The sequence below is a fragment of the Streptomyces sp. OfavH-34-F genome (assembly GCF_022347745.1).
Classification (GTDB): Bacteria; Actinomycetota; Actinomycetes; order Streptomycetales; family Streptomycetaceae; genus Streptomyces.
Window position 1 is genome coordinate 1 of sequence record NZ_JAKRGC010000212.1, and the last position, 11,163, is coordinate 11,163.

The following is an 11,163-nucleotide window of genomic DNA, read 5'->3' on the forward strand; positions in this document are numbered from 1 at the left end:
CCGAGCGGCCCACCCCGGCCGCCCGCCCTGCGCCGCAGCCGGCCCCCGCGAAGAAGGGCCGCTCCAAGCTGGTCCTCCTCGCCGTCGCGGCCGTCTGCCTGCTGGGCGTCGCCTACGGTGCCGGGCTCCTGATGAACCACTCCGACGTGCCCAAGGGCACCACCGTGCTCGGCGTGGACATCGGCGGCGGCACCAAGGAGGACGGCGTCGAGAAGCTGGACGCCGCGCTGGCCAAGCGCGCCGCGACCCCGCTCCGGCTGAGCGTGGACGGCAAGGAGGTCGAGCTGGCGCCGGACAAGGCCGGACTCTCGCTGGACAGCCAGGCCACCGTGCGCGCCGCGGCCGGCAGCGACTACAACCCGGTCTCCGTCATCGGCTCCCTCTTCGGCGGCGAGCGGACCGTCGAGCCGGTCTTCCCGATCGACGAGGAGAAGCTCGGCGTCGCCCTCCAGGACCTGGCCGGCGCCTCCGGCACCGCCAAGGACGGCACGATCAAGTTCGTCCCGGGCAAGGCCGTCGCCGTACCCGGCAAGGCCGGCAAGGCGATCGACGTGAACAAGTCGATGGTCTCCGTCCGGGACGCCTACCGCGCCCAGGTCGAGACCGGCCGCACCAAGAGCGTCGAACTGCCCGTCGTCACCAAGGAACCCACCGTCAGCCAGGCCGAACTGGACCGGGCGATGAAGGAGTTCGCGGAGCCCGCGATGTCCGGCCTGGTCGTCATCAGGGCGGGCGGCCGGGAGATCCCGTTCGGCCCGGCCAAGTCGCTGCCGCAGATCCTGTCGATGGTCCCGGTGGACGGCAAGCTCGTCGACCACTACGACAAGAAGGCCATCGACCGGCTCTGCGCCGGGGTCTTCGACGGCGTCATGATCACGAAGGGCGACGGCAAGAAGCACCAGCTCAGCGCGGACGACATCGCCTTCGCGATGAAGGGTGCCCTGCTGGGCAAGACCCCGGCCGAGCGCACCGTCACGATCGACCTCGAAGGCAACGGCTGACCTGCCCCGCCCAGACCACCCCGCCCCCGACCGGAATCCGGCCGGGGGCGGTGCCGTTCCCGTACCGCCCCCGCGTCACACCCGCCGCATGACATCTGTCATCCGCTTTCCACGACGGGCGGCTCTGCCGCGCGCACCCCCCGTACGGCCAGGCTGGACGCATGACGACGACGACAGCCGGCGAAGCGGCCGGGACGACGACAGCGGTGGTCGCCTTCGAAGGGGTGACCAAGGCGTACGGGGACCTGCGCGCCGTGGACGGGCTCACCCTGCGGCTGCACCCCGGCGAGACCGTGGCCCTCCTCGGCCCCAACGGCGCCGGCAAGTCCACCACCCTCGACCTCCTCCTCGGGCTGCGCCCCGCCGACTCCGGCACGGTCCGCCTCTTCGGGACGACCCCGCGCGAGGCCATCACGGCCGGCCGGGTCGGCGCGATGCTGCAGAGCGGCGGGCTGATGGAGGACGTCACCGTCGAGGAACTCGTCCGGCTGGTCTGCTCACTGCACCCGCGCCCGTACCCGCTGAGCGACGTGCTGGCCCGGGCGGGGATCACGTCCATCGCCGACCGGATGGTCAACAAGCTTTCGGGCGGCCAGGAACAGCGCGTACGGTTCGCCCTCGCCACCGCCGGCGCCAGCGACCTCATCGTGCTCGACGAGCCCACCACCGGCATGGACGTCACCGCCCGCCAGGCGTTCTGGGCCACCATGCGCGAACAGGCCGCCCAGGGCCGCACCGTCCTGTTCGCCACCCACTACCTCGAAGAGGCCGACGCGATCGCCGACCGCGTCCTGGTCCTCCACAAGGGCCGGCTCCTCGCGGACGGCACCGCCGCCGAGATCAAGGCCAGGGCCGGGGTGCGCCGGATTTCCTTCGCACTCGACGACGCCGTCGACGAAGCGGCCCTGCGCACGCTGCCGTTCCTCTCGGCGCTCGACGTCAGCGGCCGCCGGGTGCGCATCCAGTCGCACGACGCCGACGCCACCGTGCACGCCGTCTACGGCCTCGGCCTCTACCCGCGCGAGCTGGAAGTCGCCGGCATCGGCCTGGAGCAGGCATTCGTGGCCATCACCGAGGCCGAGGAGGCCAAGAACTCATGACGAACCCCTTCTCCTGGGCCCTCATCCGGCTCGAAGTCACCCGGACCCTGCGGAACAAGAAGTTCATGTTCTTCTCCGTCCTCTACCCCTCGATGATCTACCTGCTCATCTCCGGCACCCGGACCGACGCCGGCACGATCCCGCACACCGACCTGACCTTCCAGGCCTTCTTCATGGTGTCCATGGCCTCCTTCGGCGCGCTGACCGCCGTCCTGATGGGCAACAGCGAACGCATCGCCAAGGAGCGCGAGAAGGGCTGGGTGCGCCAACTGCGGCTGACCGCGCTGCCCGGCCGCGGCTACGTCCTGGCCAAGATCGCCGGCGCCGCCATGGTCACCCTGCCGTGCATCGTCGTCGTCTTCCTCGTGGCCGCCACGGTCAAACACGTCCGGCTCGACGCCTGGCAGTGGGTCGCGCTGACCGGCGTCATCTGGGCCGGTTCCCTGGTCTTCGCCGCGCTCGGCGTGGCCATCGGCTACCTCGCCGGCGGTGACGCGGTCCGCCCGCTCACGATGATCATCTACTTCGGCCTCTCCATCCTCGGCGGCCTGTGGATGCCCAGCACCACCTTCCCGCAATGGCTCCAGAACGTCTCCGAGTGGCTGCCCACCCACGCGTACGCTGCACTCGGCCAGGCCGTCGAGATGGGCGGCGCGCCGCATGCCAGGGACATCGCCGTCCTCGGCGCCTACTTCCTGCTCTTCACGGGCGGCGCGGCCTGGCTCTACCGGAAGGACACGTTGAAGGCGTGAGGGACGACGAGATGTCGGTGGGGCCGGGGCGGATGCCGGGCACCGCGCGGCAGGCCGGGATCAAGCTGCTGTGGATCGGGATCTGGCTGGCGTTCATGAGCGCGCCGGTCAAGGACCTCGCGGACGGCAACCACACCCCGTGGGCGACCGCGCTCGGCGTGCTCGGGCTGCTGGTCTTCGTCGGCGCCTATCTGGTCCTCGTCTTCCGGCACACCTCCAAGGCGCTCGACGTCTTCCGGGTCCGGGCCTTCCTCGTGTTCCTCGGGGCGCTCGCCGTCCTGCTGTCGCTGACGTTCGGCACGCGCTGGCTGGTCCTGTTCGTGTACGTCTCCGTGTCCGTCGGCGCCACGCTGCCGCTGCGGACCGCGCGCTGGCTGATCCCCGCCGTCACCGCCCTCCTGGTCGGCGTCGGCGCGACCCTGGAGAACCCGCGCGAGATCATCACCGCGCTGGTCTTCCCCGCCCTGCTCGGCGGCTTCGCGATGACCGGCGTACGGCAGCTGGTGCGCACCACGGTCGAGCTGCGCGAGGCCCGTGCCACGGTCGCCCAGCTCGCCGCGAACGAGGAACGGCTGCGCCTCGCCCGCGATCTGCACGACCTCCTCGGCCACTCGCTCTCCCTGATCACCCTCAAGAGCGAGCTGGCCGGCCGGATGCTGCCCGACCGGCCCGAGCTGGCCGCGGCCCAGGTCGCCGACATCGAACAGGTCAGCCGCCAGGCGCTGGTGGACGTACGCAGCGCCGTCACTGGATACCGCAGGCCGACCCTGCCCGGCGAACTGGCCGGGGCCCGCACCGCGCTGGCCGCCGCCGGAGTCACCGCCGACGTGCCCGCCGAGGTGCCGGACGGGCTGCCCGAGGAGGCGGAGGAGGTGCTCGCCTGGGGGCTGCGGGAAGCGGTGACCAACGTCGTACGCCACAGCGGCGCCCGCCGCTGCACCGTCACGCTCGCCCCGCGCCAGACGCTGGACGGGCGGGTCCTCGAACTCACCGTCGCCGACGACGGCCGCGGCGCCTCGGGCAACGGACCGGGCAACGGCCTCACCGGGATCACCGAACGCCTCGCCGCCGTCCACGGCACCCTCAGCACCCGGCCCACGCATCAGCGGTCGGGCAAAGGCTTCACCATGGTCCTCAGCGTCCCGTTCGAATCCGGCCTAGTATCCCCGGAATGAGCATGATCAGACTTCTCCTCGCCGAGGACCAGTCCATGGTGCGCGAGGCCCTGGCGGCGCTCCTCGGCCTGGAACCCGACATCGAGGTGGTCGCCCAGGTCGCCCGCGGCGACGAGGTCGTGGCGGCGGCACGGGAACACGCGGTGGACGTGGCCCTGCTGGACATCGAGATGCCCGGCATGACCGGCATCGACGCGACGGCCCGGCTGCGCGAGGCCCTGCCGGACGTCAAGGTCGTCGTCGTCACCACGTTCGGCCGGCCCGGCTATCTGCGCCGGGCGATGGAGTCGGGCGCCGACGCCTTCCTGGTCAAGGACGCCCCGGCCGCCCAACTCGCCGAAGCGGTACGCAAGGTGCTCGCCGGGGAACGCGTCATCGACCCCGGCCTCGCCGCCGCCGCCCTGGCCGACGGCGCCAACCCGCTCACCGACCGCGAACGCGAGGTGCTGCGCACCGCGGCGGACGGCTCCACCAACGCGGAGATCGCCGCCGCCCTCCACCTCTCCCAGGGCACCGTCCGCAACTACCTGTCCATGGCGATCCAGAAGATGGCCGCCCGCAACCGGGCGGAGGCCGTCCGCATGGCCCGCGAGAAGGGCTGGCTCTAGGGCCGGGCGTCGAACTGCCGTCGGCCGGGCAACGCCTGGCACGCACGCTCGCCCTGGTCCCTGCCGTCCCCGACCTCACCGGCCGGGCGACACCAGCCCCGCCTCGTACGCCATGATCACCAGCTGCACCCGGTCCCGCGCCCCCAGCTTGGCGAGCAGCCGGGTCAGATACGTCTTGGCGGTGGCCACGCTGATGACCAGGCGCTCGGCGATCTCCGCGTTGGAGAGCCCGCCGCCGACCAGCACCAGCACCTCCCGCTCCCGCTCGGTGATCCCGGTCAGCGGCGCCGGAGGGGACGGCGGGGAGACGGGGCGGGCCGCGAACTCGCTGATCAGCCGCCGGGTGACGGCCGGAGCGATGAGGGCGTCCCCCGACGCCACCACCCGGACCGCCGCCAGGATGTCGTCCAGCGCCATGTCCTTGACCAGGAACCCCCCGGCCCCGGCACGCAGCGCCCCGTACACGCAGTCGTCGTCGTCGAACGTCGTCAGCACCACCACGTGCGTCCCGGCGCCCGAGGCGACGATGCGCTCCGTCGCCTCGATGCCGTCCGTACCGGGCATCCGGATGTCCATCACGACGACATCGGGGAGCAGTTCCGCGACGAGCCGCACGGCCTCCTCGCCCGACCCCGCCTCGCCGACCACCTCGATGTCCGGGGTGTCGGCCATGACCATGCGCAGCGCGGTCCGCACCAGCGGCTGATCGTCCGCGAGCACCACCCGGACGGGCACGGCGGCCTCCTCGCTCATATCGCCGCCGTCCCCGCCGGCGCCGGCGGTTCGCACAGCGTCCCGGGCGGCGGCACCGGGAAGCGCGCCGTCACCCGGAACCCGCCCCCGGGGGCCGGGCCCGCGGCGAACTCGCCGTGCAGCAGGGCCACCCGCTCCCGCATCCCGACCAGCCCCAACCCCGGCGAGGCGCCCCGGCCGACGCCCTGGCCGGAGCCCTTGCCCCGGTCCGTGACCTCGACGGACAGCTCATCGGCGCCGTAGCGCACCCGCACCCGGCAGGCATCCGTCCCCGCGTGACGCACCACGTTGGTCACGGACTCCTGGACGATCCGGAACGCCGACAGCTCCAGCTCCGGCGGCAGGGCCCGCCGCTCGCCCTCCCAGTCCACATCGACCCGGACCCCGGCGGCGGTCGTGGCCCGGGCGAGGCGGCCGACGTCGGTCAGGCCCTCGGCGGGGCGCCGCGGCGCCTCCTCCCCGTCCGGCTCCGTCTCCCGCAGGGCGCCCAGCATCCTGCGCAGCCCGGACAGCGTCTCCCGGCCCGCGGCCTCCACCGCGCTCATCGCCTCCCGCGCGGCATCCGGCTGGGTGTGCACCACCCGGGCCGCCGCGCCCGCCTGGAGGGCGATGATCCCGACACTGTGCGCCACCACGTCGTGCATCTCCCGGGCGATCCGCAGCCGTTCCGCGACGAGCGCCCGGTCCGTGGCCCGGGCCGTCAGGTCCGCGGCGTGCCGGCGGCTCTCGTACGCCGAGCGGCCCACCAGCCAGGCGACGACCGCCGTCAGCGCCACCGCCAGCTCCGCCGAGGTGCCGGCGGGCCAGCCGGCGAGCACCCGGTAGCCGATGTAGCCGGTCGGGACGGCGATCGACATCACGAGCGCGAGGACGCCCGTACGCAGGGGGCGGGTCGCGGCGACGAAGTAGAGGGCGACGTAGACGGAGAGGAACTGGGCGAGGGGTATCTCCGCCACACTCAGCGGCATCGTGGCGACGACGGAGGCGGCGAGCAGCACCGCCATGGCGGTCAGCGGACGGCGGGTCAGGCGCGTACAGCCCGTCAGCAGCAGGGCCGTGGCGAGCAGATGCGTCAGCAGGCCGTCCCACCGCAGGAAGAGGACGCCCGGCCGGACGGTGGGCGCGAACTCGCCGGGCAGCCGCATCCGCATCAGGAACGTCAGCGCCACGCCCGCGCACCAGGCCGCGGCCACCCACGCGCCCGGCGGGACGCGCTTGAGCAGGGGCAGGACCGGTGACGAGGACATGCGGCGATCGTAGCCAGCGCCGAATCCCCGCACATCGGCCCACGGTTGTACACCCACGGGTGGCCATCGGCCCCGCCGGGTGTCAGCGCCGGTCCGACGACACCGCCCGTCGCGGCGAGCAGGGTGGACGGCGTGATCGAAGTCAACGGACTGACCAAGCGATACGGCGACACCACCGCCGTCGACGACCTGACCTTCACCGTCCGGCCGGGCGAGGTGACCGGATTCCTCGGACCCAACGGGGCCGGCAAGACGACCACCCTGCGCATGCTCCTCGGGCTGGTCGAGCCGACCGCCGGAACCGCCACCGTGGGCGGGAGCCGCTTCCGCGACCATCCGCGCGGACTCCGCCACGCCGGCGCCCTGCTCGACGCGGGCGACGTCCACGGCGGCCGGACCGCCCGCGCTCACCTCGCCGTGCAGGCGCGCGCCAACGGCATCCCGCGCGCCCGGGTCGACGCGGTCCTCGACGAGGTGGGCCTCACCTCCGCGGCCCGCCGCCGCGTCGCCGGCTTCTCCCTCGGGATGCGCCAGCGCCTCGGCATCGCCATGGCCCTGCTCGGCGACCCGCCCGTCCTGATCTTCGACGAACCGCTCAACGGCCTCGACCCGGAAGGCGTGCTCTGGGTGCGCGGACTCTTCCGCCGGCTCGCCGCCGAAGGCCGCACCGTCTTCGTCTCCAGCCACCTGATGACCGAGATGGAGCACACCGCCGACCGGCTCGTCGTCATCGGGCGCGGCAGCCTGATCGCCGCCGAGACCCTGAGCGCGTTCGCCGCCAGGAGCACCCGGACGAGCGTCACCGTACGCACCCCCGACACGGCGGCCCTCGCCCCGCTGCTGACCGCCGAGGGCGCCGCCGTGACCGGGGAAGGCGACCTGCTCACGGTGACCGGACTGCCCGCCGAGCGCATCGGCGAACTCGCCCTGCGCCACCGCGTGCTGCTGCACGGCCTCACCCCGCACGGCGCCTCGCTGGAGGAGGCGTTCATGGAACTCACCTCGGACAGCGTCCAGTACACGGCAGGAGCCCCCCGATGACCACGGCGACCACCGCCCCCGCGAGCCGCGCGGTCCGCGACGAGCCGCGCGCCCGCTTCACCGACCTGCTCGCCGCCGAATGGCTCAGGACGTGGTCGCTGCGCTCGACGCCCTGGCTGTACGCGCTCGGCGCGCTGGCCGTGATCGGCTTCAACGCCGGTACGGCGTACGACCACCACCGTTACTGGTTCCAGCACGACGGGGCGAGCCGGAAGTTCTTCGTGGACCACCGCCTGGCGCTCATGGACGCCTTCACGGACAACGCCGCGCTGGTGCTGGTCCTGGCCCTCGCGGCGATCGGCGCCGTCTCCGTCACCGGCGAGTACGGGTCCGGGCTCGTCCGTACCACCTTCACCGCCGTCCCGGCCCGGCGCTCGGTGCTGGCCGCCAAGGTGCTCGTGCTGGCCGCCGTCAGCACCGCGTTCGGCCTGTTCGTCGCCGCCGCCTCCTTCGCCTCCACGCAGGCGATCCTCTCCGGACGCGGCGCCGCGGTCTCCCTCGGCGACCCCGGCGTGCTTCAGGTCCTCACCGCCTCCGCGCTGCTCGCCCCGGTGGCCGCGCTCGCCGGACTGGCCCTCGGCACGGTGATCCGCCACACCGGCGGCTCGATCACGGCGTGCTTCGTCGTGCTGCTGCTGCTCCCGATGGTCCTCAGCGACCGCCGCCATCCGACGGCGGTGCTCCGGCACACCCTGCCGTTCAGCGCCTGGGACCGGCTGCGGGACGTGGCCCTGCCGAAGCCGCCGCCGGAGCTGTTCCCGTGGTCGGAGGCCGGTGCCTGGACCGTCTACGCCCTGTGGGCGCTGGCCGCGGGCGCGGTGGCGGTCTGCGCGGTGCACCGGCGCGACCAGTGAGACCGGGGGAGTGCCCCCGGGGTGACGGTTCGTGCCGCTGCGGGAGGGGGAGACCTGGCCGGCACCTCGGTCAGGTAGGTGCCGGCCAGGGGCTGGGGGCGCGCGTTTCAGGCGCGCGTGATGCGGGAAATCGCCTCGGCGGTCAGGGCGCGGTCGTGCGGTTCGGTCTCCAGGGCGCGGTGAATGGACAGGCCCTCGATCAGCGCGTCCAGCTGACGGGCCGTCGCCGGGTCGAAGTGCCATTCCAGGGCGACCCGGCTGCGCCGCATCCACTCACGGGTCAGCTCGCGGTAGGCGGGTTTGCGGGCGGCGAGGGTGTACAGCTCGTGCGTCAGGACCAACTCGCGCTGGTTCCCGCCGGAGAGGTGGTGCACCAGGTCGGTGACCGCCTCGCGCGCCTCGTCCGGCGTGTTCGCGGCGCCCAGCCGCTCCTCGAAGACGGCGACGATCCCGCTGGAGAAGCGCGTGAACGCCTCCCGCAGCAGCTCGTCCATCCCGGCGAAGTGGTACGTCATCGAGCCGAGCGGCACTCCCGCGCGGGCGGCGACCTTGCGGTGCGAGGTCCCGGCGACCCCCTCGGCCGCGATCACGTCGAGCGCCGCGGCGATGATGCGTTCCCGCCGCTCGGGGTCGTGCTGTCCGGTCGCCACCCTGTGTCCCTCGTCGCCCTCGTCTAGATCGAACGGATCACCCGGGCCGGATTGCCCACGGCGACCACGTCGGCGGGGACGTCCTTGGTGACGACGGCTCCCGCGCCGATGACGCTGTTGTCCCCGATGGTCACCCCGGCGAGCACGATCGCGCCGCCCCCGAGCCAGACATTGTCGCCGATGGTGATGGGACGGGCCGCCTCCAGTTTGTCCCGGCGGGGTTCCGGCTCCACCGGGTGGGTGGGCGTGAGGAGTTGGACGTTGGGCCCGATCTGGCAGTCGCGGCCGATGGTGATCGGGGCGACGTCCAGGGCGGTGAGGTTGTAGTTGACGAACGTGTCCTCGCCGACCGTGAGGTACGAGCCGTAGTCGACGTACAGCGGCGGCCGGATGTGCGCCCCCTCGCCCAGCCCGCCGAGCAGCTCCGCGAGGAGCGGCCGGGCGGCGTCGGGGTCCTCCGCGTACGCGGCGAGATAGCGGGCGGCCAGCCGCACGGCCCGCTTCTGCGCCTCGATGATCTGCGGGTCGTCCGCGATGTAGAGGTCTCCGGCGAGCATGCGCTCGTGGTTCGTACGGGGGTCACCCGCGAAGTGGTCCGTCATGGGTACGAGCGTACACTCCAGGTGTACGATCGTACGCTCGCGCGTCGTGCCTGTTCTCGCGCGCCCACGTACGTCCGCCCTTTCCCCTGTCTGACGAGGCCCCGCTGTATGGATGCCGCCACACGCCGCTGGCGTGCCGCCCTGTTCCTCTTCATGCTCGCGTCCGGCACGGGCATGGCCTCCTGGGTCGCCCGCACCCCGGCCGTCCGGGACGGGCTCGACGTGTCCACCGGCGCGATGGGCCTGGTGCTGTTCGGGCTGTCCACCGGCTCGATGGCCGGGGTCACCGCGTCCGGGCCGCTGGTGCGTCGACGCGGCGGCCGGGCGACGATCCTCGGCGGCGTCCTCCTGATCGTCAGCGGACTGCTGGTGGTCGCGGCCGGCACCGTGCTGTCCCAGGCCGCCGTGGTCTTCGGCGGGCTCGCCCTGTTCGGCGGCGGGATGGGCATGAGCGAGGTGGCGTTCAACATCGAGGGGGCCGCCGTCGAAAGCGTCATCGGACGGCCCGTCCTGCCCGTGCTGCACGGATGTTTCAGCCTGGGAACCGTCGTCGGGGCGCTCCTGGGCATGGCCCTGACCGCGGCCGCGTTCCCCGTCGGATGGCATCTGACACTCGTCGCGGTGCTCATAGCCGCCGCCGGTACGCGGGCGGTCCTCGCCCTCCCGCACGGCACGGGCAAGGAGGACGTGCCCGCCGCCGGGGCGGGGCGCGGCGGGGGCGGGCACCTGCACGTCTGGCGCGACCGGCAGCTCGTCCTCATCGGGGTGATCGTCCTGGCCATGGCCTTCGCGGAGGGCGCCGCCAACGACTGGCTGCCGTTGCTCATGGTCGACGGGTACCACGTGAGCGCCACGGCGGGTTCGCTGACCTTCCTGGTCTTCGCCGCGTCGATGACCCTCGGCCGGCTGGCCGGCGGCCCCTTCCTGGAGCGGTTCGGGCGGGTGACGATCGTCCGGATCAGCGGCCTGACCGCCGCGCTGGGCCTCGTCGTGGTCGTCGTCGCGCCGAGCCCCTGGATGGCGGGCGCCGCCACGGTGCTGTGGGGGCTCGGCGCCTCCCTCGGCTTCCCGGTCACCGTGTCCGCCGCCGGCGACCACCCGCGCGACGCCGCCGCCCGGGTCGCCGCGGTCTCCACGGCGGGCTACGGCGCCTTCCTGGTGGGCCCGCCCGCCCTGGGCTTCCTCGCCGACCACATCGGCCTCCGGCTCACGATGACGGTCGTCCTCGCCCTGGTGGCCGTCGCGACCGCGCTGGCCGGGGCGCTGGACACCGGCCCCGACCACGACGCGACCGGCGCGCAGGCGGCCCCGGCCACGCCGTGACGCCGGCGGCCCGCCCGCGACCCCGCACCCTTCGGCGCCCTCACGCCTCCTCGTCCC

The 11,163-nt window shown here is 73.5% G+C and carries 12 protein-coding genes; 8 read left to right on the forward strand and 4 right to left on the reverse strand.

What is annotated here, in order from left to right:
• The 5 genes from MHW47_RS24890 to MHW47_RS24910 form a co-directional block, all read left to right on the forward strand.
• Positions 1-1,001 (forward strand): peptidoglycan binding domain-containing protein (locus MHW47_RS24890; RefSeq protein ID WP_374230144.1); only part of this gene is annotated, 1,001 nt, incomplete at its 5' end.
• A 161-nt stretch (positions 1,002-1,162) separates the two neighbouring features.
• On the forward strand, positions 1,163-2,101 hold the full coding sequence (locus tag MHW47_RS24895; RefSeq protein ID WP_239226005.1) for an ABC transporter ATP-binding protein: 939 nt from the start codon (positions 1,163-1,165) through the stop codon (positions 2,099-2,101).
• The gene (locus MHW47_RS24900) at positions 2,098-2,853 is read left to right on the forward strand and encodes an ABC transporter permease (RefSeq protein ID WP_239226006.1); all 756 of its coding nucleotides are present in this window, start codon (positions 2,098-2,100) and stop codon (positions 2,851-2,853) included. The genes MHW47_RS24895 and MHW47_RS24900 overlap by 4 nt, the downstream gene beginning before the upstream one ends.
• Positions 2,850-4,028: a sensor histidine kinase gene (locus MHW47_RS24905; RefSeq protein WP_374230145.1), complete on the forward strand. Its 1,179-nt coding sequence runs from the start codon at positions 2,850-2,852 to the stop codon at positions 4,026-4,028. Before MHW47_RS24900 ends, MHW47_RS24905 begins: the two co-directional genes overlap by 4 nt.
• The gene (locus tag MHW47_RS24910; RefSeq protein ID WP_239226007.1) at positions 4,025-4,636 is read left to right on the forward strand and encodes a response regulator transcription factor; all 612 of its coding nucleotides are present in this window, start codon (positions 4,025-4,027) and stop codon (positions 4,634-4,636) included. Before MHW47_RS24905 ends, MHW47_RS24910 begins: the two co-directional genes overlap by 4 nt.
• Positions 4,637-4,711: 75 nt before the next feature.
• Here the strand turns inward: MHW47_RS24910 and MHW47_RS24915 are convergent, their stop codons facing one another.
• Positions 4,712-5,389 carry a response regulator transcription factor gene (locus MHW47_RS24915; RefSeq protein WP_239226008.1) on the reverse strand — a complete coding sequence of 226 codons (678 nt, stop codon included), beginning with the start codon at positions 5,387-5,389 and terminating at the stop codon, positions 4,712-4,714.
• On the reverse strand, positions 5,386-6,636 hold the full coding sequence (locus MHW47_RS24920; protein WP_239226009.1) for a sensor histidine kinase: 1,251 nt from the start codon (positions 6,634-6,636) through the stop codon (positions 5,386-5,388). Before MHW47_RS24920 ends, MHW47_RS24915 begins: the two co-directional genes overlap by 4 nt.
• A 132-nt stretch (positions 6,637-6,768) precedes the next feature.
• Between MHW47_RS24920 and MHW47_RS24925 the strand changes: the two genes are divergently transcribed.
• Both MHW47_RS24925 and MHW47_RS24930 read left to right on the forward strand, forming a co-directional pair.
• Positions 6,769-7,677 (forward strand): ABC transporter ATP-binding protein, encoded by a 909-nt coding sequence (locus MHW47_RS24925; RefSeq protein ID WP_239226010.1) that lies wholly within the window; start codon positions 6,769-6,771, stop codon positions 7,675-7,677.
• Positions 7,674-8,531, forward strand: coding sequence for an ABC transporter permease subunit (locus MHW47_RS24930; protein ID WP_239226011.1), 858 nt, complete (start codon positions 7,674-7,676; stop codon positions 8,529-8,531). The genes MHW47_RS24925 and MHW47_RS24930 overlap by 4 nt, the downstream gene beginning before the upstream one ends.
• 107 nt (positions 8,532-8,638) lie before the next feature.
• Here MHW47_RS24930 and MHW47_RS24935 read toward each other — a convergent pair whose 3' ends face one another.
• Together MHW47_RS24935 and MHW47_RS24940 are read right to left on the reverse strand one after the other, a co-directional pair.
• Positions 8,639-9,181 (reverse strand): TetR/AcrR family transcriptional regulator, encoded by a 543-nt coding sequence (locus MHW47_RS24935; protein WP_239226012.1) that lies wholly within the window; start codon positions 9,179-9,181, stop codon positions 8,639-8,641.
• Positions 9,182-9,204: 23 nt separating this feature from the next.
• Complete coding sequence (locus MHW47_RS24940; protein ID WP_239226013.1) at positions 9,205-9,783, reverse strand: sugar O-acetyltransferase; 579 nt, start codon at positions 9,781-9,783, stop codon at positions 9,205-9,207.
• 108 nt (positions 9,784-9,891) lie between these two features.
• On the opposite strand from MHW47_RS24940, the gene MHW47_RS24945 reads away from it, so the two are divergent.
• Positions 9,892-11,106, forward strand: a complete 1,215-nt coding sequence (locus MHW47_RS24945) for an MFS transporter (protein ID WP_239226014.1) — start codon at positions 9,892-9,894, stop codon at positions 11,104-11,106.
• Positions 11,107-11,163 lie beyond the last annotated feature (57 nt).

Bases quoted from the DNA above. Each gene is read 5' to 3' on its own strand.
- MHW47_RS24930 (WP_239226011.1), top strand. From the start codon at position 7,674: ATGACCACGGCGACCACCGCCCCCGCGAGCCGCGCGGTCCGCGACGAG.
- MHW47_RS24895 (WP_239226005.1), top strand. From the start codon at position 1,163: ATGACGACGACGACAGCCGGCGAAGCGGCCGGGACGACGACAGCGGTG.
- MHW47_RS24920 (WP_239226009.1), bottom strand. From the start codon at position 6,636: ATGTCCTCGTCACCGGTCCTGCCCCTGCTCAAGCGCGTCCCGCCGGGC.
- MHW47_RS24915 (WP_239226008.1), bottom strand. From the start codon at position 5,389: ATGAGCGAGGAGGCCGCCGTGCCCGTCCGGGTGGTGCTCGCGGACGAT.
- MHW47_RS24900 (WP_239226006.1), top strand. From the start codon at position 2,098: ATGACGAACCCCTTCTCCTGGGCCCTCATCCGGCTCGAAGTCACCCGG.
- MHW47_RS24940 (WP_239226013.1), bottom strand. From the start codon at position 9,783: ATGACGGACCACTTCGCGGGTGACCCCCGTACGAACCACGAGCGCATG.
- MHW47_RS24910 (WP_239226007.1), top strand. From the start codon at position 4,025: ATGAGCATGATCAGACTTCTCCTCGCCGAGGACCAGTCCATGGTGCGC.
- MHW47_RS24945 (WP_239226014.1), top strand. From the start codon at position 9,892: ATGGATGCCGCCACACGCCGCTGGCGTGCCGCCCTGTTCCTCTTCATG.